Origin of the sequence: Klebsiella sp. K47 (genome assembly GCF_051858335.1) — a bacterium.
Lineage (GTDB): Bacteria > Pseudomonadota > Gammaproteobacteria > Enterobacterales > Enterobacteriaceae > Klebsiella > Klebsiella pneumoniae.
Window position 1 is genome coordinate 39,684 of the sequence record NZ_JBPYUI010000022.1, and the last position, 24,063, is coordinate 63,746.

The window sequence follows — 24,063 nt, forward strand, 5'->3', positions numbered from 1 at the left end:
GAAAATATAATGAACCCGACCGTCTGTACCCACAAAAACAACCCCAACTTCTGGATTTTCGGGCTGTTCTTCTTTCTCTACTTCTTCATCATGGCCACCTGCTTTCCGTTTCTGCCGATCTGGCTGTCGGACGTCATCGGCCTGAATAAAACCGAAACCGGCCTCGTTTTCTCCAGCCTGTCGCTGTTCGCCATCTGTTTCCAGCCGATCCTCGGAGTGATCTCTGACAAGCTGGGGCTGAAAAAACACCTGATGTGGATCGTGACCGTTCTGCTGGTGCTGATTGCTCCCTTCTTCCTTTATGTTTTCGCTCCGCTGCTGAAAACCAATATCTGGCTCGGGGCGCTGAGCGGCGGCGCCTATATCGGCTTTGCATTCTCCGCAGGCGCCGGCGCGATGGAGGCCTATATCGAACGGGTAAGCCGCAACAGCGGGTTTGAATACGGCAAGGCGCGCACCTTTGGCTGCCTGGGATGGGCGCTGTGCGCGACTACCGCCGGAATGCTGTTCAGCATTAATCCCGAATGGGTGTTCTGGATGGGGTCAGCCGCCGCGCTGCTGCTGGTGGTGCTGGTGGCCATCGCCAAACCGCAGGCCAGTCAGTCCGCGCAGGTAATGGACTCGCTCGGCGCCAATCGCCCGGCGATCGATTTAAAAACGGCGGTGCGCATGTTCCGCCAGCGTAAGATGTGGATGTTTATTCTGTATGTTATCGGCGTGGCCTGCGTGTATGACGTTTTCGATCAGCAGTTCGCCACTTTCTTCAAATCGTTCTTCGCGACCCCGGAAGCGGGCACCCGCGCCTTTGGTTTCGCCACCACCGCGGGAGAAATATGTAACGCCATCATTATGTTCAGCTCGCCGTGGATTATTAACCGTATCGGAGCGAAGAATACCCTGCTGATCGCCGGGATGGTGATGGCGGCAAGAATGATTGGCTCTTCCTTCGCCACCACCGCCGCGGAAGTCGTAGCGTTGAAAATGCTCCATGCGCTGGAGGTGCCGTTCCTGCTGGTGGGCGCCTTTAAATACATCACCGGCGTGTTTGACGTCCGGCTGTCGGCGACCATTTATCTGGTGGGCTTCCAGTTCGCCAAGCAGGTGGCGGCGATCTTTCTCTCCGCTTTCGCCGGCAATATGTACGATCGGATCGGCTTTCAGGATACCTATATGATCCTCGGCGGTATTGCCCTGACCGTCACCTTAATCTCCGCGTTTACGTTAGCGGGTAAGACGAAAACCGAGCCGCTGCGCGATAATGCAATGACCGTTTAAACGACCGGCCTCCCGTCTGGAGGGAGGCCAGTTATTTTTACGCCAGATAAAACACTTCTTTGAGCTCCGCGCTCAGCGGGCTGTTGTCCGGGTTGCTGGGCATCACCTCGCGCATGTATTTCCACCAACGCTGGCATACTTCCGTGCTGGCGACCGCTTCCCAGCGGGCTTCCGATTCAATCTCCACCGTCGCGAACAGGAGATGGCGTTCTTTATCGAGATAAATGGCGTAGTGGTGCGCGCCGTGATCCTTCAACACTGCCTCCAGCTCCGGCCAGATGGGGTTATGGCGGCGCTGGTACTCCTCGTGCGCGTCGGGGTTCACCTGCATGACGAAGGCTTTACGGATCATAAGGCCTCCAGATAGAGCTCGCGAACCTCATCGCGGCTGGCGGGGCGCGGGTTACACGGCGCGCATGGGTCGGCCAGCGCTTTATCCAGCCAGCCTTCGATATCGGCTTTGCTGACGCCAAGCTGGCTAAAACCCTGGGGGATCCCTACGCGTTTGCTCAGCGTGCGGATGGTATTGATGGCCTCCATGCTGGCAGCTTCATCGCTCATGCCGCGAGTATCGACGCCCATCGCCTGCGCCACGCGGGCAAAGCGCGCCACCGCGTTCGGGCGGTTAAAGTTTTCGATGATCGGCAGCAGGATGGCGTTGCATACCCCGTGCGGCAGGTTGTGGGTGGCGCCAGGCTGATGGGCCAGGGCATGTACCAGCCCGAGACCGGCGCTGTTGAACGCCATGCCCGCCAGATACTGGCCAAAGGCCATCTGCTCGCGGGCCTGCAGATCGTGCCCATCGTCTACCGCTTTCGGCAGCCACAGGTTAATCAGACGAATGGCCTCGAGGGCGTTGGCGTCGGTCAGCGGATGGGCGCCAACGGAGACAAAGGCCTCGATGGCGTGGGTCAGGGCATCCATGCCGGTGGCGGCGGTAACGGCTGGCGGAATGTCGAGCATCACGCTGGCGTCGTCGACGGCGATATCCGGGATCAGGTTCGGGTCGATAATCACCTCTTTCACCTGCCGCTCGCTATCGATAATTACCGCGTTGCTGGTCATCTCCGCCGCCGTGCCGGCGGTGGTATTAATGGCCACCAGCGGCACGCCAGCGTTTTTCACTTTGCCGACGCCGGAGTAGGCGGTGGAGGGGCCTGGGTTGGCGGTGAGGATTTTTATCGCTTTGGCGGTATCAATCGGGCTACCGCCGCCGAAGGCGATCAGGTAATCGCAGCGGGCCGCCTGGTAAGCCGCATAGCCTTGCTGCACCAGCGCTTCGGTGGGGTTGGGGAATACCTCGTCAAATAGCTGATAAGCCATCTGCTGTTCATCCAGCGCGGCGAACAGGCTGTCCAGCAGGCCCAGCTTCACCAGCTGACCGTCGGTGACGATCAGCGCCTTGCCCCACTGTTTGCCCGCTACCAGCTTGACCATATCACCGATCGCGCCTGCGCCGTGGAGGCTGATTTTAGGTAGTGCCAACATAAAACTCATGATAATTCTCCTTAATGTTGATTTTGGGAAATCCGTTTCCCCTCACCCCGACCCTCTCCCGCAGGGAGGGGGCCAAGGTGAGGGGGAAATTAACATCGTCTTCGCTGCATCATCCGCCGGGTAATAATCGGCAGGGAGATCACCACGATCAGCATGGCGCCGATAATCACCGACATCACGATGCCGGGGACGTTCAGCAGGCTCAGGCCGAAGGTCACCAGCCCCATCAGAAAGGCGGCGATGATCACCCCGGGCATGCTGCCGGAGCCGCCGAGAATATTGACGCCGCCGAGCACCGCCATGGTGACAACCGCCAGCTCCCAGCCCATCGCCAGGGTGGGGCGGGTACTGCCGAGCCGTGAGGTCAGCAGGACCGCCGCCAGCCCGGCCATCAGCCCAACCAGCGCGAACAGCACCAGGTTATGACGCTTAACGTTAATCCCGGAGAACCAGGCGCCGGTCGGGTTATTGCCGATGGCGTAGGTCCGGCGACCAAAGTTGGTTTTATGCAGCAGGAAGGTGAAGGCGGCCGCGAGGAGGATAAACAGCGCAAACTCAAAAGAGAGCGCCCCCCACACGTACCCCTGGCCGAACCAGGCAAAGCTCTCCGGATAGTGGTTGAGTGCCTGATCGCCCAACAGGATATAGGTGATGCCGCGATACAGGCTCATGGTGCCGATGGTGATCACAATGGACGACAGGTTAAAGCGGGTCACCAGCAAGCCGTTGAACAGGCCGCACAGCAGACCTACGCCCAGGCCGATGACCACCAGCAGCGGAGTGTCCATCCCCGCTGCCGCGCAGAAGCCCATCACCGTTGAGCTGAGAGCCATCGTCGAGGCTACCGACAGATCGATTTCCCGGGCGATAATCAGCATCGCCATCGGCAGGACGACGATCGCCTTCTCGGTAAAGGTAAAGGTGGCGTCCGACAGGTTCCAGATATTGAGGAAGTACGGGGAAGCCACGGCGTTGCCGATAAATACCGCCAGGGTGACCGCCAGTAAAAACCCTTCCCAGCACAGCAGGCGGCGCAGCGGCGACGGCGCGGCCGGGGCGTTTTTCATCTCTTCAGATACCATCATTTTGCTCATGATTTCACCGCCTGTTTCTGTCTGGCTAACGCCGCGTTGCGCAGGATTAACCGCCCGTGACCGCGATTGCCGCGCTCGTTGAGCAGCACCGCCATGACGATCACCGCCCCGGAAATCGCCATTTGCCAGAAGGGCGAGATGCCGATCACCGGCAGGGCGTTATTGATGACCCCGAGGAACAGCGCGCCGCACAGGCAGCCCAGCACCCGTCCGCTTCCGCCCATGGTGCTGATACCGCCGATCACGCAGGCAGCGACCACCTGGAGTTCAAAACCGTTGGCGACGTCGACATAGGCGACGGCGAAGCGCGAGATCCACAGATAGCCGCAGAAGCCGGCCAGCGCGCCGGAGAGACAGAAGCTGACGAACTGCATTTTTCCGGCGTTAATGCCGGTGTAGTATGCCGCCGTCGCGTTGCCGCCCGCGGTGTATAAGGCCCGGCCGGTGCGGCTGTAGCGCAGGAAATAACCCACCAGCAGCAGCGCGGCGATGGCGCACCAGCTCAGTAGCGGCAGCCCCAGGAGGGGGCTGCGCGGCAGACTGAGAAAATCAGCGCTCATCTGATGTGAGTTAACCCAGCCGCCGTCAGTCAGCAGGAAGATAATGCCGCGATAAATGCTCATGGTGCCCAGGGTCACCACAATGGCGGGAATGCCGAGGCGCCAGACCAGCAGGCCGTTAATTACTCCCATCAGCAGGCCCAGCAGAGTCGCCAGCGCCAGCAGCGCTACCACCGGAATACCCGGATAGTGGGCGTTAAGCAGGGCGACGATCATCCCGGTCAGCGCCAGGTTGGCGGCCATCGACAGATCAATGCCTTTGGTGAGCAACACCATCATCTGGCCGAGGGCGAGGATGATAAGGATGGCGGTATCGTTAAACATCTCCACCAGATTGCCCGGTGAAACGAACGACGGCGCCCGGCTGCCGATGGCGCCGATCATCAAAATAATGACCACCGCCAGCAGCGCTTCGCGATGTTTCAGCCATGCGTGTCCCATCATGCCGCCTCCTGGCCGATGCCGCTAGCGGCGCTAACGATGGTTTCCGCCGTCGCTTCCCCGGCCCGGTACTCGGCGACCATCTGCCCTTCGTGCATTACGATAATCCGGTCGGCCATGCCCATCACTTCCGGCAGCTCTGACGACACCATAATCACCGCCAGCCCCTGGCTGACCAGCTCGGACATAAACTGATGCACGGCGGCCTTTGAGCCGATATCGATGCCTTTGGTCGGCTCATCGAGAATGATCACTTCGGGCTGGGTCGCCAGCCATTTGCCAATCACCACTTTCTGCTGGTTGCCGCCGGAGAGGGTCTCCACCGGCTGCCGCCAGCTGAAGGCTTTTACCTGCAGGCGCGAGGCGTACTCGTCGGCCAGCCGCCATTCCCGGGCGTCGTTCAGGACGCCGTTAGGGTTGAGCTTGCTGAGCTGCGGTAAACTGATGTTCTGGGCGATAGGCAGGGCGATGATCGCTCCCTGTTTCTGCCGCTCTTCCGGCACGCAGACGATGCCCGCGCGGATGGCGTCGGCGGGCTGGTGAAAGCGCATGGTTCTGCCGTTCAGGCGGATCTCGCCGGAGGAGGGGCGCGAGACACCGGAGAGCGCCTGCATCAGCTCGGTGCGTCCGGCGCCCACCAGGCCGTAAAAGCCGAGAATTTCTCCCTTGCGCAGGCGGAAGCTGATATGGGCAAACTCGGTAGGATGACAGAGATCGGTCACCTCCAGCACCGTTTCTCCGGGTGTGCAGTCGACTTTCGGGTAGGTTTGGCTGATCGCCCGGCCCACCATCATCGACACCATCCGCTCTTCGGTGATGTCGCTTATCGCCCCGGAGCTGACGTACACCCCATCGCGCAGGATGGTGTAATAATCGGCCAGCTCGAAGATTTCATCGAACTTATGCGAGATAAACAGGATCGCTTTGCCGTCCTGCTTCAGACGCTCAACGATGTGATAAAACTCGAGGATTTCATGCTGGGAAAGCGCGGCGGTCGGCTCATCGAGGATCACCACCTGGGCGTCGAAAGCCAGCGCCCGGGCAATCGCCACCATGTGACGCTGGGCGATGCTGAGGGTTTTCAGCGTGGCTCGCGGGTCGATCTGGACTTCCAGCCGGGTGAGGATCTCGTTGGCTCTGCGGTGCATCGCCGGCCAGTCGAGCGTTTTGAGCAGTCCCTTATACAGATACTGGCCGACGAAAATGTTTTCGCTGACCGAGAGTTCGTCAAACAGCACGGTTTCCTGGTGAATGGCGGTGATCCCTACCTTATGCGCCGACTCCGGCGTTGGCAGATGAATGGGGATCGCTTTATAGAGGATCTCGCCCTCTTCGGGCTGATAAATACCGGTCATCACTTTGACCAGCGTGGATTTCCCCGCGCCGTTTTCGCCGATTAAGGCGGTCACTTTGCCGGGCCAGAGATCAAGCTGCACGTTCTCAAGGGCGCGCACACCGGGAAAAATTTTGGTGATCCCCTTCAGCGACAGCAGTGGCGTTGATGCTGACATGATAGTTCTCCACAAAAATCACCCCTCACCCTAACCCTCCCCCACAGGGGCGAGGGAACGGTCCGGCGTCCGCTGGCCGCATCGCGCAGAGGGCCAGCCGTTCCCCCTCTCCCTCCGGGAGAGGGCCGGGGTGAGGGAACAAGGATTAGAAAATTTTCGAGAACTTATCGATGTTGCTCGCATCGTAGACAAACGGCTTGGCCATCGCGCCATTCCCCTCGGCGTCCAGCTTCACTTTGCCCAGCTTGCCCATACTGGCTTCGGTTTTGGTCGCCGTGCCTTTGACTAAATCGTCGGCCAGATAGGTGGCGGCGTAGCCCAGGTCAATCGGGTTCCAGATGGCGAAGCTTTTGCTGGCGCCGGACTTGATCGCGCCGGCCATTTCCGACGGCAGCCCCAGCCCGGTGACATACACTTTGCCGATTTTGCCCTGGTCCTTCACCGCCTGCGCGGCGGCAACAATCCCCACCGACGACGGCGAGACAATGACTTTCAGGTCCGGATATGATTTCAGCAGACCCACCGCTTCGCGGTAGCTTTTATCCGACAGATCGTCACCGTAGGCGACGGTGACCAGCTGCACCGACGGATACTGCGGTAGCACCTTTTTCATCTCCTCAATCCAGATGTTCTGGTTCGTGGAGGTTGGGGTGGCGCTTAACACGGCCACCTCGCCTTTCTCAACGTTCAGCGCCTGCAGCGCATCGGCGGCAAGCTTGACGTTGGTTTCGCCAATTAAGGCGTTATTTGAGGGGTTAAGATGGATCTGACGGCCTGCCGGCGCCACGCCGGAGTCCCATGAGACCACCTTGATGCCGCGCTGCATCGCTTTTTTCAGCACCGGCACCACCGCGTCCGGATCGTTGGCGGAAATGGCGATCGCATCCACCCCCTGGGCGATCAACCCGTTCAGCACGTCGATCTGCGCCTCGGCGGTGGTAGTGGTCGGGCCGGTGTAGATCACTTTGACATCACCTAACTCCTTGGCTGCCTGTTGGGCGCCAACGTTGGCGGCTTCGAAGAAGCCATTTCCCAGCGATTTCGCCACAAGGGCGATTTTAACTTCGGCTAAGGCGGAACCGGACAACGCCAGGGCGGCAACGGTGAGGATCAAGCTTGTCTTTGTTTTCATTGCTTTTACTCCACATGAGTTAGTTTTGTAGGGTTTGCAGGTGATATTTCGCCCCGTCTCGGTGAGCGGGGCGCGATGTTGTTATGGATAAAGATCTAAAGCGGACTGCAGCGGCTGCACGTTGAAGCGTTTGCCAAGGGCGATAAGCTCGTCGCGGGTGATGGTCTGCTTCATCCCGCCCATCGACAAGACTTTCACCAGCACTTCGGCGGACTTCTCGGCGGTATCGATCAGGCCGAAGGTCTCATCCAGCGTGGGGCCGCTGCCGAAGACGCCGTGGAACGGCCACAGCACCAGCGAGTGTTTTTGCATGGTTTCGGCGGTCGCCTGGCCGATTTCATCGGTGCCCGGCACCATCCACGGCAGAATGCCGACGCCATCCGGGAAGACCACCAGACATTCGGTGCTACCTTCCCACAGCTTACGGGTGAAAAGATCGCTGTGGTTCTCCAGAACATAGGTCAGGGCGATCAGGTTGGTGGCATGGCAGTGCATGATCACCCGGTCTTTGCCGCCGGTCAGTTTGATGCGCTCGCTGTGCGACAGGAAGTGTGCCGGCAGCTCGGAGGTCGGGACGGCATCCTCCGTCAGGCCCCACAGGATATGGTATCCCGCGCCGTCGCTGTCGACCTTCACCACGCCGAGGTTAGCGGCCGGGTCGAGCTGGACGTTACGGAAGAATTTGCCGGAGCCGGTGACGATAAACGGCTGGTTGGCCAGGGTTGGCATCGGCTGGCTGAGGGCGATATAGCGCGGTTTGGCGTGGAAATCCGCCGCGTAAGGTTCGATATCCGCTTCATCCAGACGCAGCGTCAGGTTGCCGCCGTTGCGTTCGTCCCAGCCTTTCAGCCAGGCGTCGGAGGTGGCTTTGATCATGCCCTGGACGAACCAGGCGTCGATAATGGTCTGCATAGTCTTGTCTTTCCTGTTGATTCGGTGCGGGGTTGACCCCCTCACCCAAAATATGTGCGTGCCCCCGGATTGCGCCGTAAACGGCTTATCCGGGCTACCGGTTCGTAGCCCGGGTAAGGCGTCAGCCGCGACCCGGGGAAGCCCGTGCATTACCCGCGCTGGCTCAGAACCGCATTCTCATAAGCCCGTACGCTGTCCAGCCACTGGCTGCCCGCCGGCGTGTCGTGACGCTGACAGTACATCTCCCAGATGGCCTGCCACGGCAGCGATTTTTGCTCTTCGAGCAGCGCCAGGCGGGCGGTGTAATCGCCGTCGTTCTCCAGCTGGCGCAGCTGGGCGGTCGGTTCCAGCAGGGCGCGCAGCAGCGCTTTTTTCATATTGCGGGTGCCAATCACCCAGGCCGCGATGCGGTTGATGGAGGCATCGAAGAAGTCGAGGCCGATGTGCACGCGGTCAAACAGGTTATGGCGAATGATTTCGCTGGCGATGGCCTGGGTTTCATCATCCAGCAGCACCACGTGGTCGCTGTCCCAGCGCACCGGGCGGCTGACGTGCAGCAGCAGGTGCGGGATGTAGAGCATGGCGGCGGAGATCTTGTCGGAAATCACTTCCGTCGGATGGAAGTGGCCGGCATCGAGGCACAGCGCCGTCTGACGGCTGGTGGCGTAACCCATATAGAACTCGTTGGAGCCGACGGTGTAGCTTTCGGCGCCGATGCCGAACAGCTTGCTCTCCACGGCGTCGATATGGTGCGCCGGGTCGAGCTTCTCGCTGATCACCTCATCAAGGGCGTTCAGCAGCCGCTGGCGCGGGGCGAAGCGGTCAACGGTTATATCCTTCATGCCGTCCGGCACCCAGATATTCATCACCGACGGCGTGCCCAGCTGTTCGCCAAAATAAGCGGATACGCGGCGGCTGGCTTTGCAGTGGTCGATCCAGAACTGGCGGATCTCATCGTTGGCGTGCGACAGGGTAAAGCCGTCGGCGCTCAGCGGATGCGAGAAGCAGGAGGGGTTGAAATCCAGCCCCAGTTTGTTGGCTTTCGCCCACGTAACCCAGTTTTTAAAGTGCTCCGGCTTAATCTCATTGCGCGCTACCGGCGCGTCGGATTCCAGGTAAATAGCGTGCAGATTGAGACGCTTTGGCCCCGGGATCAGGCTCAGCGCCTGCTCAAGGTCGGCGCGGAGTTCTTCTGCATTGCGCGCTTTGCCCGGGTAGTTGCCGGTCGCCTGGATACCGCCGGTCAGGCTTCCCGCCGGGTTTTCGAAACCGGCGACGTCGTCACCCTGCCAGCAGTGCATGGAGACGGGCAGACGGTCCAGCTGGCGCAGGGCCTCCTCGACATCCACGCCGACGGCGGCGTAGCGCTGCTTAGCAATTTCCCAGGCTTGTTCAAGTTGAGTGGTCATGCGCAAAGCTCCTTGGTCTGTTGTGGCTGAAACTGCGCCACGAAACGGGCAATTTCACTATCAGGATTGGGGGTAAAAGTGGTGAGCGCCGCGTTGCCGCGCACTACCTGACGAAACTCATCGACATTGGCCAGCTCGTCGAGGGTCATTAACTGGATGCCGATATTGCCGAGGGTGGAGGCCTCTATCGGGCCGGCCACGACGGCGATCCCGCAGGCGTCAGCGCACAGCTGGTTGAGCAGCGTGTTCTGACAGCCGCCGCCGACGATATGCAGCTGGCTGAAGGGGTGGCCGCGCAGCGCCGCCAGCTCGTTAAGCACCCGGGCGTAGAGCAGCGCCAGGCTGTCGAAAATGCAGCGCGCCAGTTCGGCATCGCTTTCAGGAACCGGCTGCCCGGCGTTGCGACAGGCGGCCTGGATCTCGGCGCTCATACTGGCCGGGTTGATAAAGCGGTCATCGTTGCAGTCAATTATGAAGCGGCACGCCGGTAGCGCGGCGGTGCGGGCGATCAGCCCCTGCAGGTCGCTGACGTTTTGCTCTTTTAGCACCCGCTGCAGCAGCCACAGGCCCATGATATTTTTCAGCACCCGATAGCGGCCTTCGGCTCCGCCTTCGTTGGTGATATTGGCCTGCAGCGCCGCGTCGCAGGTGTACGGCGTCAGGCTTTCAAACCCCATCAGCGACCAGGTGCCGGAGGAGAGATAGGCGGCATGGCGGTCGGCCAGCGGGGAGGCGATCACCGCGCTGGCGGTGTCGTGGCTGGCGACAGCGACTACCGGAATTCGGTTACCCTGCGGGCAGATCCAGTGGCCTATCACATTGCCGGGGTGGGTCGGCTTTCCGAACCACGCCAACGGCGCGCCGGTCCAGTTCAGTAGCGTCTCATCCCAGCTATCGCTGTTAATATTGACCAGCTGGGTGGTGGTGGCGTTGGTATATTCCCAGTTCAGATTGCCGGTCAGGCGGAAGCTGAAATAGTCGGGGATCAGCAGGGCATGGGCAGCCTGACTGACCAGCTCCGGCTGCTGCTCCACCAGCGCGCGCAGCTGATAAAGCGTGTTAAACGGCAAAAACTGAATGCCGCTGCGGCGATAGATTTCCGCCCGGCCCAGCTGCGCTTCAGCGTGACGCAGCAGGCCCTGGGTGCGGTCGTCACGATAGGAAATCGGCAGCCCGACGCGCTGACCCTGCTTATCCAGCAGGACATAATCTACCCCCCAGGTATCGATGCCGATACTGTCTATCAGAATGCCCTGCTCACACACTTTCTCCAGCCCGCGGCGGATCTCGCCTTCCAGGCTATCTACATCCCAGCAGTCGAAGCCGTCTACTTTCTGCAGACTATTGGTGAAGCGATGAATTTCGCGCAGCGTCAGGGCGCGCGGCCCGGGCTGATAGCTGGCGAGCATCACCCGCCCGCTGGAGGCGCCTAAATCGACAGCGACACAATGACGAATACTCATGAAACGATCCTTCTTAAAATCATTGTCCGCAGTCTAAAAAAGGCCGTTTACTGACACCTTCTCGCTACGGACAGCCAAAACTGGCCGCTGGCAAGAAAGCAAAGGTGACCGTGAGGGACATCACAGTTTGCGGTTTTAGGGGATGGCGAGGGGGATGTGATGGCCTCCGCAGTTCCGCATCTTTCCGGCTGATTCTTGAAAAAGCGGCAGGATTTACGAATTTCGCGGTCAAAAATTGAAGGCCGGATAGCCAACCCTTCATTACTATCAGCCGGTGACTGATAATTTTTCTCATTACGAGGGTGGCATCATGACCATATTGCACAGTACGGATTTCTTTAAGGCCGGGATCTCGACGGTGGCTATTGAACCCCGCCTCCCTCAGTCGGCCTTTCCGGAACATCACCATGATTTCCATGAAATAGTTATCGTGGAGCAGGGATCGGGTATTCACGTCTTCAATGGCCAGCCCTACACCATTGGCGGCGGTTCGGTCTGTTTTATCCGCGATCACGACCGCCATCTTTACGAGCACACGGATAATCTGTGTCTGACCAATGTGCTCTATCGCGCGCCGGATGCGTTTCGCTTTCTCGCCGGGGTCAGTCAACTACTGCCCCAGGAACAGGAAGGAAACTACCCCTCGCACTGGCGGGTGAATCAAACCGTCCTGCAACAGGTGCGGCATATCGTGGCGCAGATCGAGGCCGTGGGGAGCGAAACGGATACTCATGCCGTCGCCAGCCGTGAGATCCTGTTTATGCAGCTGCTGGTGCTGTTACGTAAAAGCAGCCTTGCGGAAGAGGCCACCAACAACGATGCGCGGCTGAATCAGCTGTTGGCCTGGCTCGAAGACCATTTTGCGCAGGAGATCTGCTGGGAGGAGGTGGCGGCGCAGTTTTCGCTGTCGCTGCGTACGCTGCACCGCCAGCTGAAGCAGCAGACCGGTCTGACGCCACAGCGCTATCTTAATCGGGTGCGCCTGATGAAAGCCCGCCACCTGCTGCGCCACAGCGATGAAAGCGTGACTGATATCGCTTATCGCTGCGGCTTCGGCGACAGTAACCACTTTTCGACGCTTTTTCGCCGGGAGTTCGACTGGTCGCCGCGCGATATCCGCCAGGGGCGCGACGCCATTCTTCAGTAACGCGAGAAGAGTCAACGTATTGCAGACTAAAAACGCGAATAATGCGCCGTTATCCGCGTTTGGAGTGTGAGCCGTGGCCGGTCTGATTTTACGTAAAGAGGAGTTTTTCCCTTCCGCCACACAGGCAGTGGCGGTGGCAGACCGCTACCCGCAAAATGTCTTTGCCGAACATACCCATGAGTTCTGCGAGCTGGTGCTGGTGTGGCGAGGCAACGGGCTGCACGTCCTTAACGATCGCCCCTGGCGCATTACCCGCGGCGATCTGTTCTACATTCGCGCCGAAGATAAACACTCCTATGCTTCCGTTAACGATCTGGTTCTGCAGAACATCATCTATTGCCCGGAGCGGCTGCAGCTCAATTTTGACTGGGCCGGGGCGATCCCTGGCCTCTTCGGCACGCCGTGGAAGCCCCACTGGCGCATGGGCAGCACAGGTATGGCGCAGGCGCGCCAGGTGATTAGCCAGCTTGAGCATGAGTGCGCCCGGCGCGACGCGCAGGGAAATGCGATGGCCGAACTGCTTTTTGCCCAGCTGGCGCTGACGTTGCAGCGCCATCGCTACGCGACGGATGATCCCGCGGCGACGCAGCGCGAAGCGCTGCTGGACAAACTGCTGGCCGCGCTGGCGGCCAGCCTTAGCCGCCCCTTTGTTCTGGAGCGTTTCTGCGAGCAGGAGGGCGGCAGCGAGCGGGCGCTTCGCCAGCAGTTTCGCCAGCAAACCGGGATGACCATCAATCACTATTTACGCCAGCTGCGGATCTGCCATGCGCAGTATCTGCTGCAGCATACCGAGCGCTTAATCGGCGATATCGCCATGCAGTGCGGCTTTGAGGACAGTAACTACTTTTCGGTGGTTTTTAGCCGGGAAATCGGCATGTCACCGGGGCAATGGCGGCAGCGCAGTCGCGCCGCCGCCTGAAGAGCGTCGTTGTCAGGCAGATGATCCGGTGATTAACTGGCCATTCCCAGACCGACGATATTGGCGGCGATGATAATCACCACGCAGCCGAGGCTCAGGACGCTCACCGGACGACGGCCGGCGTTGTTCCACTCCTTCAGCACCAGACCCACCACACCGCCGCACAGCACGTAGAAACTCATGTGCAGCATCCAGCTCATATAATCATACTGCGCCGGAATGCTGGCGTGGCCCCAGGCATAGAAGAAGAACTGGAGATACCACATCAGACCGCCGAGGGCGGAGAGCAGAAGGTTGCTGATGATAAGCGGTTTGGCCAGCGAGAAATCGGCTTTGACTGACAGGTTCTTCACTTTCGCCAGACGAATAAAGCAGAAGCCAAGGTTAACCAGCGCCCCGCCGCCCATAATCACCACGTAGCTTGGCAGCGCTGCGTACAGCGGGTCGACGCCGAGCGCCGCGGCGGCATCATGCATCGGTTTGGCGGCGTTCATCGCGAACGACATCCCTGCGGAGAAGATACCGCACATTACCGCCAGCAGAAGCCCTTTCTTCAGATTGAACTCTTCGGCTTTGATGCCCATTTTGCGCTCTTTCAGCTGGCCTGCGCGGGTGACGATGCCGACGCCAATCACCGCCACCAGCACGCCGAGCAGCGTCATTTGACCGCCCTGGGTGCGCATCAGCACTGCAAACTGACCGTTAATAATCGGCGTCATCAGCGTGCCGACAATCAGCGTGATGCCAATGGCGATGCCAATCCCCATCGACATGCCAAGATAGCGCATGGTCAGGCCATAGTTGATATTACCAATGCCCCACATGGCGCCGAACAGAAAGACCGGCAGCAGCGTGGAGGCGCTAAAAGAGCGGTAGTAGGCCCAGAAGTCGGGTAACAGCGTGGCGCTGATGGCCCAGGGCAGAATCAGCCAGGAGACGATCCCCCCGACCGACCACATGGTTTCCCACGACCAGTGTTTTACTTTCTTGAACGGGGCATAGAAACAGGCGGCACTGGCGGCCCCTATCAAATGCCAAAAAATACCCATCGTAATCGCGTGGTTCATTGATTTTATCCTCATCTTTTTTTATCGGAGACGGCGGCTTCCGATGGGATGAGTGTAAAAATTGGCCGCTTTGGCCGCCTTCAGGACGTTGCCACAGGATGGCGAACCCTGGCAACCATGGGCTTAATTAGTTGTTCTACATCACAAAACGACGGGTATTTCTTCTGGTTATATCCATATGAAAAATACGGCATTGATAAGCATTTTCAATACCATTTAATTAACTATAATGGACAAACTGCTTACGCGGCGTTAACACTTGAGCCGCTCGACAATAATGGAGATGATTATGAGCTATACCCTGCCATCCCTGCCTTACGCTTACGATGCTCTGGAACCGCACTTCGACAAGCAGACGATGGAGATCCATCACACTAAACACCACCAGACCTACGTGAACAATGCCAACGCCGCGCTGGAAAGCCTGCCGGAGTTCGCTAACCTGTCCGCTGAAGAGCTGATTACCAAGCTGGATCAGCTGCCGGCTGACAAAAAAACCGTACTGCGTAACAACGCCGGCGGCCACGCGAACCACAGCCTGTTCTGGAAAGGCCTGAAAACCGGTACCACCCTGCAGGGCGACCTGAAAGCGGCTATCGAGCGCGATTTCGGTTCCGTGGAGAACTTCAAAGCGGAATTCGAAAAAGCCGCTGCTACCCGTTTCGGCTCCGGCTGGGCGTGGCTGGTCCTGAAAGGTGACAAACTGGCCGTTGTCTCCACCGCCAACCAGGATTCCCCGCTGATGGGCGAAGCCATTTCCGGCGCTTCCGGCTTCCCGATTATCGGCCTGGACGTCTGGGAACACGCTTACTACCTGAAATTCCAGAACCGCCGCCCGGACTACATCAAAGCCTTCTGGGACGTAGTGAACTGGGACGAAGCTGCAGCGCGTTTTGCCGCCAAAAAATAAGGTTGCATTGCGCTAAAAGAGAAGCGAGTCTGATGACTCGCTTTTTTTATATCTGTAGCAAGGAGAGCAGCCATGCATTATCCGGTGAATGTCTTTGTCGGCAAAATCAGGGACTACGCGGGCAGTCGCCCCAGCGCGATCGGCAAAATCCAGGTCGACGGAGAATTGCAGCTCGGCGATCTCGGTCTCAATGGGGACCAGCAGGCGGAGAAGAAAATCCACGGCGGGCCGGACCGCGCGCTGTGTCATTATCCGCGTGAACACTATGCCGACTGGATCCGTGACTTCCCCCAGCAGGCCGAGCGGTTCTGCGCGCCGGCGTTCGGCGAAAACCTCTCCACCACCGGGCTTACCGAGCAAAACGTTTATATCGGCGATATTTTTCGCTGGGGCGAGGCGCTGATCCAGGTCACCCAGCCGCGATCGCCGTGCTTCAAGCTCAACTTTCATTTTGCGATCAATGATATGGCGCAGCTGATGCAAAACAGCGGAAAAACCGGCTGGCTGTACCGGGTGATTGCCGGAGGGCAAGTTTCCAGCGATGCGCCGCTCGAGCTGGTTTCCCGGCTGAGTGATGTCAGCGTTCATGAGGCCGGGGCGATTGCCTGGCAGATGCCGTTTGATGATGATCAGTACCACCGCTTATTGTCGGCAGCGGGCCTGTCTGTTAGCTGGAGCCGAACGATGCAGAAACGGCGTTTAAGCGGCAAGATAGAGGATAGTTCGCGGAGATTATGGGGGAAATAATCCCCCATATTAAGTATTCCCGGGATGCTCCCGGCGCAGCGCCGCACAGCGCAGGCCGGGTCGGCGTCAGGTTCGTTTATACAGCGGCAGCCAGATTGTTAAACGCAGACCACCCAGCGGGCTGTCGTCGGCCTTCACCCAGCCGCGGTGCTGCTGAATAGCGGTTTCGACAATCGCCAGCCCCAGGCCGGTGCCGCCGGACTCGCGGTCGCGCGCCTCGTCGGTCCGGTAGAATGGCCGGAAAATCTGTTCGCGATCCTCCGGGCTGACTCCCGGGCCGTCGTCATCGACGTTAACCGTAATCCCGTCTTTATCCACCGAGAAGCTGACGGAAATTTTCGTATGCGAGTAGCGCAGGGCGTTGCGCACGATATTCTCCAGCGCGCTTTCCAGCGCATTGGGGTTACCGTACAGCGGCCATGGGCCCGGCGGATACTCAACGGTGAAAGATTTCCCCATCTGCTCGGCTTCAAACGCCGCATTGTCCAACACTTCGTTCCATAGCTGATTGGCTTTCACCGTCTCGCTGACCAGGGCGTTTTTCGCCTGATTGCGCGACATCACCAGCAGGTCGTTGATCATGCTGTCCAGCCGGTGCGCTTCGGTTTCGATACGCTCCAGCTCCTTGCTCTCTCCGCTGCGGCGGCGCAGCAGGGCGGTGCCCAGCTGCAGGCGCGTAAGCGGCGTGCGCAGCTCGTGCGAGATATCGGACAGTAGCCGTTGCTGGCTGGTCATCATCCGCTCCAGGGCCGTCACCATTTGGTTAAAGCTGGCGCCGGCGGCTAAAAACTCCTGCGGCCCGGCTTCCAGCTCCGGATGCTGGCGCAGGTTGCCCTGGGCGACTTCATCGGCGGCATTTTTCAGCTTACGCGCCGGTTTCGCCAGGCTCCACGCCAGCCACAGCAGCAGCGGGGCGCTGACCAGCATCGTGACGATCAGCAGCAGCAGCGGCCGGTCAAACAGCAGGTTGATAAAGTCGGATTGTGAGGTGCTGGCGGGACGAATCAGATAGAGCTGATAGTTATCCTCCCCGTCCCGGACGGAAAACGGGCCCACCATTTCCAGGCGGCCATAGCGTTTTTTCTGCGGATGATCGGCGTTATCGGCCTGGCCGATAAAGTTACGAATGATCTGCATTTCGTTGCGTTCTGCGCCGATCACGCGGCCTTCGCTGGTCACCAGCAGCAGGCGTTGTCCCGGAGGCGCCCATTTATCGATGGCGCGAAACAAACGACGCCACCACATCAGGTCGTTTGGCGGATCGTTGGCCAGCTCGGCCTCGACGTGCTGCTCGATCATGATGCCCTGACGCTGCTCGCTTTCCAGCAGCTCGGTCATCTGCCGGGAATCCAGTTTGGGCAACATCAGCACCAGCATCAACACCAGCGCCAGCGTGAGCCAGAAGATGGCGAAGATGCGTGCAGTCAAACTTCCAATCATGAAGCGGAAACCATCAGATACCCGCGGCCACGCAGCGTTTTAAACCACGGATGGCCATCTTTGCGCTCCGGCAGCTTACGCCGCAGGTTGGAAATATGCATATCGATGGCGCGGTCGAACGGCGTCAGGCGCTTGCCTAACACTTCCTGGCTTAAATGCTCACGGGAGACTACCTGACCGAGATGCTGCGCTAACAGATAGAGCAGGGTGAACTCGGTGCCGGTGAGCTCCAGCGTCTGGCCATCGAAATTGGCTTCCTGGCGGCCCGGATTGAGGCTTAAGGCATCCACTTCCAGGGTTGGTGAGCCGGCTTCGGTCGTCTGCTGCTGCTCGCTCCAGTGGGAACGGCGCAGAATCGCGCGTATACGGGCCACCAGCTCGCGATCGTTGAATGGCTTAGGCAAATAGTCATCCGCGCCCAGCTCGAGGCCGAGAACGCGATCCAGCTCGCTTCCGCGCGCTGTTAGCATGATAACCGGAGTCTGGTGTGTCTGACGCAGCTCTTTCAGCGTATCGATACCGTTTTTCTTCGGCATCATCACGTCGAGCAGCAATAAATCAACGCTGTCGTCCAGAAGGGCCAGCGCCTGTTCCCCATCATGGGCCACCAGCACGTTAAAACCTTCCATATCGAGCAGCTCTTTTAACAGGGAGGTGAGCTCCCGGTCATCATCAACTAACAGGATTTTATTCATTGTTTAAATACCTCCGAGGCAGAAATTACGTCATCAAGGCCCGCTAATCCATGACTTTACGTTGTTTTACACCCCCTGACGCATGTTTGCAGCCTGAATCGTAGACTGTCTCTCGTTGAATCGCGACACAAACGTTTTGGGAGTATGTGATGCGCAATGTTATCGCTGCCGTCATGGCCTCAACGCTGGCGCTAAGTGCATATAGCCAGGCCGCTGAAGTCGTTACCAGCGTTAACTGGCTCCCCGGAGACGAAGGGGGACAGCGCGGTAGCCAAAGCCATATGTTTGACGGCATAAGTTTAACCGAGCAGCAACGTCAGCAGTTACGGGATCTTATGCAACGGGCACGCCACGACAGGCTCCCCGTTAATGTTAGCGAAATGGAGACAATGCATCGCCTTGTCACCGCAGAAAATTTTGATGAAAACGCTGTGCGCGCTCAGGCAGAAAAGATGGCGCAGGAACAGGTTGCCCGCCAGGTCGAGATGGCTAAGGTTCGCAACCAGATGTACCACCTGCTTACGCCAGAGCAGCAAGCGGTTTTAAATGCTAAGCACCAGCAGCGTATGGATCAGTTGCGTGAGGTTGCAAGGATGCAGAAAGGCTCAGCGATGATGCTTTCGAGTAGTAGCAACACCCTGCAACCCCAGTAACAAACCCTGTTTTCCTTGCCATAGACACCATCCCTGTCTTCCCCCACATGATGTGGGGGTTTTTTTTGCCCTTTTTACGGTAAATCAACTCCTTCGCCTATCCCGTGAGCGTCACAAGTTCGGGTTATACTAAGCGCATTGCAGGAGAAGGAGCCTATATGAATCAATCTTATGGCCGGTTGGTCAGTCGCGCCGCTATCGCCGCGACGGCTATGGCCTCCGCGTTACTTTTGATCAAAATTTTTGCGTGGTGGTATACCGGTTCTGTCAGTATTCTGGCTGCGCTGGTGGATTCGCTGGTGGACATTGCCGCCTCGCTGACCAACCTGCTGGTGGTTCGCTATTCGCTACAGCCTGCTGATGAAGAACATACCTTTGGTCATGGCAAAGCGGAGTCGCTGGCGGCGCTGGCGCAAAGCATGTTTATCTCCGGCTCGGCGCTGTTCCTGTTTCTCACCGGCATTCAGCACCTGGTGCGTCCGGAGCCGCTGCAGGCCGCCGGCGTCGGGGTCGTCGTCACATTGATCGCCCTCGTTAGTACGCTGGCGCTGGTGACTTTCCAGCGCTGGGTGGTGCGAAAAACTCAGAGCCAGGCGGTGCGGGCGGATATGCTTCATTATCAGTCTGATGTTATGATGAACGGCGCCATTCTGGTGGCGCTGGGCCTATCCTGGTACGGCTGGCATCGCGCCGACGCGTTGTTTGCCCTGGGGATTGGCATCTATATTTTATATAGCGCGCTGCGGATGGGCTATGAGGCGGTTCAGTCACTACTCGACCGCGCCTTGCCTGACGAGGAGCGTCAGGACATTATCACCATCGTGACCGCATGGCCCGGCATCCGCGGGGCGCACGATCTACGAACGCGGCAGTCAGGGCCGACCCGCTTTATTCAGATTCATTTGGAAATGGAAGATAACCTCCCGCTGGTGCAAGCCCACGTGATTGCAGACCAGGTGGAGCAGGCGATTCTGCGCCGTTTCCCGGGGTCCGATGTCATTATCCATCAGGATCCCAGCTCTGTGGTGCCAGCGGCGCAGCAGGGCTTTTTTGAGCGTTAGGTTATAGTCTGTAAACTCGATGTAAAAATGTGGGGCAGATCGGCATTTTTTGTATAAATTACCGCCGTTTGGTCTGACCTGAATCAATTCAGCTTGAGGCGTTTGATATACTATTGTCATTAGCGTCGTGCACTCCTGGTGAGGGAGCGCTTCAGGCAACAGAATTATTTTTTGCTTCCTAAGTTCAGAGGTAGTCATGATTAAGAAAATCGGTGTGTTGACAAGTGGCGGTGATGCGCCGGGCATGAACGCAGCAATTCGTGGCGTTGTGCGCGCGGCATTAACGGAAGGTCTGGAAGTTTTTGGAATCTATGACGGTTACCTCGGATTGTATGAAGACCGTATGGTTCAGCTCGACCGTTACAGCGTTTCCGACATGATCAACCGCGGCGGCACCTTCCTGGGCTCCGCTCGCTTCCCGGAATTCCGCGAAGAACACATCCGCGCTGTGGCTATCGAAAACATGAAGAAGCGCGGCCTGGACGCGCTGGTGGTTATCGGCGGTGACGGTTCCTATATGGGGGCGATGCGCCTGACCGAGATGGGCTTCCCATGCATCGGCCTGCCGGGCACCATCGACAACGATATCAAAGGCACTGACTACACCATCGGCTTCTTTACTGCCCTGAGCACCGTGGTGGAAGCGATTGACCGTTTGCGCGACACCTCCTCTTCGCACCAGCGTATCTCCGTGGTGGAAGTGATGGGCCGTTACTGTGGCGACCTGACCCTGGCGGCGGCGATTGCCGGCGGCTGTGAGTTCATCATGGTGCCTGAAGTGGAATATACCCGTGACGATCTGGTGGCAGAAATCAAAGCCGGTATCGCGAAAGGGAAAAAACACGCTATCGTGGCCATCACCGAGCACATGTGCGACGTTGACGAGCTGGCAAGCTACATCGAGAAAGAGACTGGCCGTGAAACTCGCGCCACCGTCCTCGGCCACATTCAGCGCGGCGGTTCCCCGGTTCCTTACGACCGCATCCTGGCTTCCCGCATGGGCGCCTATGCGATTGAGCTGCTGCTGCAGGGCCATGGCGGCCGTTGCGTCGGCATCCAGAACGAGAAGCTGGTGCACCACGACATCATCGATGCCATCGAGAACATGAAGCGTCCGTTCAAGAACGACTGGCTGGATTGCGCGAAGAAACTGTACTAAGTTACGCGCCGGATAAACAAAAGGCCTTCTCATGGAGAAGGCCTTTTTTATGGCGGAAGGTTTATTCGATATCCAGCGGGTCTTCCGACAGGATCATCCCGGTGTTATCGGCATACAGATGGTCGCCGGAGAAGAAAGTCACCCCGCCGAAATTGACGCGCACGTCGCTTTCGCCGATGCCTTCGCCAGCCGCGCCGACCGGAATAGCCGCCAGCGCCTGAATACCAATGTCCAGTTCCTCAAGGTCGTCAACCTGGCGCACCGCGCCATAGACCACCAACCCTTCCCATTCATTCTGGACGGCCAGACGCGCCAGGTCTGCGTCAATTAACGCGCGTCGTACTGAGCCGCCGCCGTCGATCAGGAGAATATGACCACGGCCATTCTGCTCGAGCAGATCGTAGAGCAACCCGTTATCCTCGAAACATTTAACCGTAATGATCTGTCCACCAAACGACGACCGTCCTCCAAAGTTAGAGAACAGCGGTTCCACGACGTTGACATCTTCCTGGTAGATGTCACAAAGCTCGGAAGTATCGTATTTCATAGGCTTAACGTTCAGTTGCTGCGAGAGTTTTTAGTATATCCCGCGAATCGCATTGTTGGCAAAATCATCAATTGTTAATTGATATTTGTCAGTTAAGCCATCAGCTTACTGGCAATAATTCCGATAACAAACAGCAGGTTGGTTAGTAAAGCCCCTTTGACCGTCTTTTCGAGCATTGGCCGCATCGCCAGCGGATCGGATTCGCGCAGGACGTAGCGCGCCTGTTTCACCAGCAGCGGCGTGGCGAGAATAAACAGCCAGCCCCAGGCTGAATGCAGCGCCAGCAGGTTAAACAGCGCCAGACACAGCAGGGCGCCGAGCAGCAGGCAGGCATGATAGCGGCGGGCATTGACCGGGCCCAGGCGCACGGCGAGGGTGTTCTTCCCGTTCTGCCGGTCGCTGTCGATATCGCGCAGATTATTGATGTTCAGCACGGCGGTCGCCAGCAGACCGCAGGCTGTCGCCGGCAGAAAAATGGCCGCTTCCACATTATGGGCTTGCAGATACCAGCTGCCGAGGACGCTCAGCCAGCCGAAGAAAACGAGTACTGAGATATCACCCAGACCAATATATCCATACGGACGGGTGCCCACCGTGTAGGTGATGGCGGCCACGATAGACAGGCCTCCCAGGGCGAGGAAGCCGATGAAATCGCCGACGCTCTGCCAGGCGGCGCACAGCAGCGCCAGACCAAACAGACAGATCAGCACGACGGTGACGATCAGGGCGCGCTTCATCTGCTGGGGGGTAATCACCCCTTTCTGCATCCCGCGCAGCGGCCCGATGCGATCCGGTTTATCGCTCCCCTTAACCGCGTCGCCGTAGTCATTGGCGAGGTTGGAAAGAATTTGCAGCAAGCCGGCGGTGATCAGCGCCAGCAGGGCAACCCAGGGATCAAAATGGCCCTGCTCCCAGGCAAGGACGGTGCCAACAATAATCGCGGCAAATGCCAGCGGTAACGTTTTAGGACGCAGGCTTTCCAGCCACGCCTGTGAACGGCTGATATCAGTCATAGTTATTTTAGCCAATAAAAATGGGGGCGATAGCCCCCATCAACAGTGATGAAAATGCATTGCACCGGATTATAGGATAAAACGGCTCAGATCTTCATCTGCCACCAGAACATCCAGGTGTTTACTCACATATTCGGCATCAATAGTGACGGTCTGGCCGTTCATCTCGCTGGCATCATAGGAGATATCTTCCACCAGGCGCTCCAGCACGGTGTGCAGGCGACGCGCACCGATGTTCTCGGTGGTTTCGTTTACCTGCCATGCGGCCTGGGCGATGCGCTTGATGCCGTCTTCGGTGAATTCGATGTTCACTCCTTCGGTCGCCATCAGCGCCTTGTACTGCACGGTGATGGAGGCATTCGGCTCGGTCAGGATGCGCTCGAAGTCGTGGGTGGTCAGCGCCTTCAGCTCAACGCGGATCGGCAGACGCCCCTGCAGTTCCGGGATCAGATCGGATGGGCTGGCCACCTGGAATGCGCCGGAGGCGATAAACAGGATGTGGTCGGTCTTGACCATCCCATGTTTGGTGGAGACGGTGCAGCCTTCCACCAGCGGCAGCAGGTCGCGCTGTACGCCTTCGCGGGAGACGTCCGGGCCGGAGGTGTTGCCGCCGCGCTTACAGATTTTGTCGATTTCGTCGATAAAGACGATACCGTGCTGCTCTACAGCGTCGATGGCTTCCTGCTTCAGCTCTTCCGGATTGACCAGTTTGGCCGCTTCTTCTTCAATCAGCAGCTTCATCGCGTCTTTGATTTTCAGCTTACGCGGTTTCTGCTTCTGGCCGCCGAGGTTCTGGAACATAGACTGCAGCTGGCTGGTCATCTCTTCCATGCCCGGAGGGGACATGATTTCAACGCCCATCGGCGCCGCAGCGAGATCGATTTCAATCTCTTTATCGTCCAGCTGGCCTTCACGCAGTTTTTTACGGAACGCCTGGCGCGCTGCAGACGGTTCCTGCGACGGCTCAGTCTGGCCCCAGTTGTTCTTCGCCGGTGGGATCAGCACGTCGAGCACGCGCTCTTCCGCCAGCTCTTCCGCGCGGTAACGGTTCTTATCGATGGACTGCATACGAACCATTTTGATCGCCGCATCGGTCAAATCGCGGATGATGGAGTCCACTTCTTTACCGACATAGCCCACTTCGGTGAACTTCGTCGCTTCAACTTTGATAAACGGCGCGTTGGCCAGTTTTGCCAGACGACGGGCGATTTCGGTTTTACCGACGCCGGTTGGGCCGATCATCAGAATGTTTTTCGGCGTGACTTCATGACGCAGTTCTTCGTTAAGCTGCATCCGACGCCAGCGGTTACGCAGGGCGATAGCAACAGAACGCTTGGCGGCGTCCTGACCGATAATGTGTTTGTCCAGTTCGCTGACAATTTCGCGTGGGGTCATTTCAGACATGGGAGAT

23 protein-coding genes are annotated in these 24,063 nt (G+C 58.5%); 8 read left to right on the plus strand and 15 right to left on the minus strand.

Going from position 1 to position 24,063, the window contains the following annotated elements; translation table 11 throughout:
* Nucleotides 1-9 precede the first annotated feature (9 nt).
* Complete coding sequence (locus tag RRF55_RS19735) at nt 10-1,275, plus strand: MFS transporter (RefSeq protein ID WP_002882868.1); 1,266 nt, start codon at nt 10-12, stop codon at nt 1,273-1,275.
* 37 nt (nt 1,276-1,312) lie between these two features.
* Here the strand turns inward: RRF55_RS19735 and rhaM are convergent, their stop codons facing one another.
* The 9 genes from rhaM to rhaB all read right to left on the minus strand — a co-directional run bounded on the left by rhaM (nt 1,313) and on the right by rhaB (nt 11,294).
* Complete coding sequence (gene rhaM, locus RRF55_RS19740) at nt 1,313-1,627, minus strand: L-rhamnose mutarotase (protein ID WP_002882870.1); 315 nt, start codon at nt 1,625-1,627, stop codon at nt 1,313-1,315.
* A complete protein-coding gene (gene fucO, locus RRF55_RS19745) occupies nt 1,624-2,772 on the minus strand; it encodes a lactaldehyde reductase (protein ID WP_064153641.1) in 1,149 nt (382 codons plus the stop codon). The genes rhaM and fucO overlap by 4 nt, the downstream gene beginning before the upstream one ends.
* A gap of 89 nt (nt 2,773-2,861) precedes the next feature.
* Nucleotides 2,862-3,866 carry an ABC transporter permease gene (locus tag RRF55_RS19750; RefSeq protein WP_002882873.1) on the minus strand — a complete coding sequence of 335 codons (1,005 nt, stop codon included), beginning with the start codon at nt 3,864-3,866 and terminating at the stop codon, nt 2,862-2,864.
* Entirely contained in the window at nt 3,863-4,870 is a 1,008-nt protein-coding gene (locus RRF55_RS19755) for an ABC transporter permease (RefSeq protein ID WP_004220853.1), read from the minus strand. Before RRF55_RS19755 ends, RRF55_RS19750 begins: the two co-directional genes overlap by 4 nt.
* Nucleotides 4,867-6,378: a sugar ABC transporter ATP-binding protein gene (locus RRF55_RS19760; protein WP_004151860.1), complete on the minus strand. Its 1,512-nt coding sequence runs from the start codon at nt 6,376-6,378 to the stop codon at nt 4,867-4,869. Before RRF55_RS19760 ends, RRF55_RS19755 begins: the two co-directional genes overlap by 4 nt.
* Nucleotides 6,379-6,523: 145 nt before the next feature.
* Nucleotides 6,524-7,510, minus strand: coding sequence for a rhamnose ABC transporter substrate-binding protein (gene rhaS / locus RRF55_RS19765; protein WP_002882880.1), 987 nt, complete (start codon nt 7,508-7,510; stop codon nt 6,524-6,526).
* Nucleotides 7,511-7,591: 81 nt separating this feature from the next.
* On the minus strand, nt 7,592-8,422 hold the full coding sequence (gene rhaD / locus RRF55_RS19770) for a rhamnulose-1-phosphate aldolase (RefSeq protein WP_002882882.1): 831 nt from the start codon (nt 8,420-8,422) through the stop codon (nt 7,592-7,594).
* A gap of 149 nt (nt 8,423-8,571) precedes the next feature.
* Nucleotides 8,572-9,831 carry an L-rhamnose isomerase gene (gene rhaA, locus RRF55_RS19775; RefSeq protein ID WP_032433728.1) on the minus strand — a complete coding sequence of 420 codons (1,260 nt, stop codon included), beginning with the start codon at nt 9,829-9,831 and terminating at the stop codon, nt 8,572-8,574.
* Nucleotides 9,828-11,294 (minus strand): rhamnulokinase, encoded by a 1,467-nt coding sequence (rhaB, locus tag RRF55_RS19780; protein WP_040182683.1) that lies wholly within the window; start codon nt 11,292-11,294, stop codon nt 9,828-9,830. Before rhaB ends, rhaA begins: the two co-directional genes overlap by 4 nt.
* A 310-nt stretch (nt 11,295-11,604) precedes the next feature.
* Here rhaB and rhaS (RRF55_RS19785) point away from each other — a divergent pair, with 310 nt between their 5' ends.
* A complete protein-coding gene (rhaS, locus tag RRF55_RS19785; RefSeq protein ID WP_004178008.1) occupies nt 11,605-12,441 on the plus strand; it encodes an HTH-type transcriptional activator RhaS in 837 nt (278 codons plus the stop codon).
* Nucleotides 12,442-12,514: 73 nt separating this feature from the next.
* A complete protein-coding gene (rhaR, locus tag RRF55_RS19790; RefSeq protein ID WP_002882891.1) occupies nt 12,515-13,360 on the plus strand; it encodes an HTH-type transcriptional activator RhaR in 846 nt (281 codons plus the stop codon).
* Nucleotides 13,361-13,392: 32 nt separating this feature from the next.
* On the opposite strand, the gene rhaT is transcribed toward rhaR, so the two are convergent.
* A complete protein-coding gene (rhaT, locus tag RRF55_RS19795) occupies nt 13,393-14,427 on the minus strand; it encodes an L-rhamnose/proton symporter RhaT (RefSeq protein ID WP_020953285.1) in 1,035 nt (344 codons plus the stop codon).
* Between the two features lie 289 nt (nt 14,428-14,716).
* Here rhaT and sodA point away from each other — a divergent pair, with 289 nt between their 5' ends.
* Nucleotides 14,717-15,337, plus strand: coding sequence for a superoxide dismutase [Mn] (gene sodA, locus RRF55_RS19800; protein WP_002882894.1), 621 nt, complete (start codon nt 14,717-14,719; stop codon nt 15,335-15,337).
* 72 nt (nt 15,338-15,409) lie between these two features.
* Complete coding sequence (yiiM, locus tag RRF55_RS19805; RefSeq protein WP_004181626.1) at nt 15,410-16,084, plus strand: 6-hydroxyaminopurine reductase; 675 nt, start codon at nt 15,410-15,412, stop codon at nt 16,082-16,084.
* Nucleotides 16,085-16,150: 66 nt separating this feature from the next.
* Here yiiM and cpxA read toward each other — a convergent pair whose 3' ends face one another.
* Nucleotides 16,151-17,524, minus strand: a complete 1,374-nt coding sequence (gene cpxA / locus RRF55_RS19810) for an envelope stress sensor histidine kinase CpxA (RefSeq protein WP_002882898.1) — start codon at nt 17,522-17,524, stop codon at nt 16,151-16,153.
* Nucleotides 17,521-18,219 (minus strand): envelope stress response regulator transcription factor CpxR, encoded by a 699-nt coding sequence (cpxR, locus tag RRF55_RS19815; protein WP_002882901.1) that lies wholly within the window; start codon nt 18,217-18,219, stop codon nt 17,521-17,523. The genes cpxA and cpxR overlap by 4 nt, the downstream gene beginning before the upstream one ends.
* A 149-nt stretch (nt 18,220-18,368) precedes the next feature.
* On the opposite strand from cpxR, the gene cpxP reads away from it, so the two are divergent.
* The 3 genes from cpxP (at nt 18,369) to pfkA (ending at nt 21,092) form a co-directional block, all read left to right on the plus strand.
* The gene (cpxP, locus tag RRF55_RS19820; protein WP_004178004.1) at nt 18,369-18,872 is read left to right on the plus strand and encodes a cell-envelope stress modulator CpxP; all 504 of its coding nucleotides are present in this window, start codon (nt 18,369-18,371) and stop codon (nt 18,870-18,872) included.
* Between the two features lie 158 nt (nt 18,873-19,030).
* Nucleotides 19,031-19,933 carry a CDF family cation-efflux transporter FieF gene (gene fieF, locus RRF55_RS19825; RefSeq protein WP_002882907.1) on the plus strand — a complete coding sequence of 301 codons (903 nt, stop codon included), beginning with the start codon at nt 19,031-19,033 and terminating at the stop codon, nt 19,931-19,933.
* 196 nt (nt 19,934-20,129) lie between these two features.
* Nucleotides 20,130-21,092: a 6-phosphofructokinase gene (gene pfkA / locus RRF55_RS19830; RefSeq protein ID WP_002882911.1), complete on the plus strand. Its 963-nt coding sequence runs from the start codon at nt 20,130-20,132 to the stop codon at nt 21,090-21,092.
* A 61-nt stretch (nt 21,093-21,153) separates the two neighbouring features.
* On the opposite strand, the gene rraA is transcribed toward pfkA, so the two are convergent.
* The 3 genes from rraA to hslU all read right to left on the minus strand — a co-directional run bounded on the left by rraA (nt 21,154) and on the right by hslU (nt 24,056).
* Nucleotides 21,154-21,639 carry a ribonuclease E activity regulator RraA gene (gene rraA / locus RRF55_RS19835; RefSeq protein ID WP_002882913.1) on the minus strand — a complete coding sequence of 162 codons (486 nt, stop codon included), beginning with the start codon at nt 21,637-21,639 and terminating at the stop codon, nt 21,154-21,156.
* 92 nt (nt 21,640-21,731) lie between these two features.
* Nucleotides 21,732-22,652: a 1,4-dihydroxy-2-naphthoate polyprenyltransferase gene (gene menA, locus RRF55_RS19840; RefSeq protein WP_002882914.1), complete on the minus strand. Its 921-nt coding sequence runs from the start codon at nt 22,650-22,652 to the stop codon at nt 21,732-21,734.
* Between the two features lie 69 nt (nt 22,653-22,721).
* The gene (gene hslU, locus RRF55_RS19845) at nt 22,722-24,056 is read right to left on the minus strand and encodes an HslU--HslV peptidase ATPase subunit (RefSeq protein ID WP_002882917.1); all 1,335 of its coding nucleotides are present in this window, start codon (nt 24,054-24,056) and stop codon (nt 22,722-22,724) included.
* Between the last annotated feature and the right edge of the window lie 7 nt (nt 24,057-24,063).

What these genes read in the sequence shown, in the direction of transcription:
- RRF55_RS19760 (WP_004151860.1), bottom strand. Translation starts at nt 6,378, where the DNA reads ATGTCAGCATCAACGCCACTGCTGTCGCTGAAGGGGATCACCAAAATT.
- RRF55_RS19755 (WP_004220853.1), bottom strand. Translation starts at nt 4,870, where the DNA reads ATGATGGGACACGCATGGCTGAAACATCGCGAAGCGCTGCTGGCGGTG.
- rhaT (WP_020953285.1), bottom strand. Translation starts at nt 14,427, where the DNA reads ATGAACCACGCGATTACGATGGGTATTTTTTGGCATTTGATAGGGGCC.
- cpxR (WP_002882901.1), bottom strand. Translation starts at nt 18,219, where the DNA reads ATGAATAAAATCCTGTTAGTTGATGATGACCGGGAGCTCACCTCCCTG.
- rhaA (WP_032433728.1), bottom strand. Translation starts at nt 9,831, where the DNA reads ATGACCACTCAACTTGAACAAGCCTGGGAAATTGCTAAGCAGCGCTAC.
- rhaB (WP_040182683.1), bottom strand. Translation starts at nt 11,294, where the DNA reads ATGAGTATTCGTCATTGTGTCGCTGTCGATTTAGGCGCCTCCAGCGGG.
- menA (WP_002882914.1), bottom strand. Translation starts at nt 22,652, where the DNA reads ATGACTGATATCAGCCGTTCACAGGCGTGGCTGGAAAGCCTGCGTCCT.
- rhaD (WP_002882882.1), bottom strand. Translation starts at nt 8,422, where the DNA reads ATGCAGACCATTATCGACGCCTGGTTCGTCCAGGGCATGATCAAAGCC.
- rhaS (WP_004178008.1), top strand. Translation starts at nt 11,605, where the DNA reads ATGACCATATTGCACAGTACGGATTTCTTTAAGGCCGGGATCTCGACG.
- RRF55_RS19750 (WP_002882873.1), bottom strand. Translation starts at nt 3,866, where the DNA reads ATGAGCAAAATGATGGTATCTGAAGAGATGAAAAACGCCCCGGCCGCG.
- yiiM (WP_004181626.1), top strand. Translation starts at nt 15,410, where the DNA reads ATGCATTATCCGGTGAATGTCTTTGTCGGCAAAATCAGGGACTACGCG.
- rhaS (WP_002882880.1), bottom strand. Translation starts at nt 7,510, where the DNA reads ATGAAAACAAAGACAAGCTTGATCCTCACCGTTGCCGCCCTGGCGTTG.
- cpxA (WP_002882898.1), bottom strand. Translation starts at nt 17,524, where the DNA reads ATGATTGGAAGTTTGACTGCACGCATCTTCGCCATCTTCTGGCTCACG.
- RRF55_RS19735 (WP_002882868.1), top strand. Translation starts at nt 10, where the DNA reads ATGAACCCGACCGTCTGTACCCACAAAAACAACCCCAACTTCTGGATT.
- fucO (WP_064153641.1), bottom strand. Translation starts at nt 2,772, where the DNA reads ATGAGTTTTATGTTGGCACTACCTAAAATCAGCCTCCACGGCGCAGGC.
- cpxP (WP_004178004.1), top strand. Translation starts at nt 18,369, where the DNA reads ATGCGCAATGTTATCGCTGCCGTCATGGCCTCAACGCTGGCGCTAAGT.
- fieF (WP_002882907.1), top strand. Translation starts at nt 19,031, where the DNA reads ATGAATCAATCTTATGGCCGGTTGGTCAGTCGCGCCGCTATCGCCGCG.
- rraA (WP_002882913.1), bottom strand. Translation starts at nt 21,639, where the DNA reads ATGAAATACGATACTTCCGAGCTTTGTGACATCTACCAGGAAGATGTC.
- rhaM (WP_002882870.1), bottom strand. Translation starts at nt 1,627, where the DNA reads ATGATCCGTAAAGCCTTCGTCATGCAGGTGAACCCCGACGCGCACGAG.
- hslU (WP_002882917.1), bottom strand. Translation starts at nt 24,056, where the DNA reads ATGTCTGAAATGACCCCACGCGAAATTGTCAGCGAACTGGACAAACAC.
- sodA (WP_002882894.1), top strand. Translation starts at nt 14,717, where the DNA reads ATGAGCTATACCCTGCCATCCCTGCCTTACGCTTACGATGCTCTGGAA.
- pfkA (WP_002882911.1), top strand. Translation starts at nt 20,130, where the DNA reads ATGATTAAGAAAATCGGTGTGTTGACAAGTGGCGGTGATGCGCCGGGC.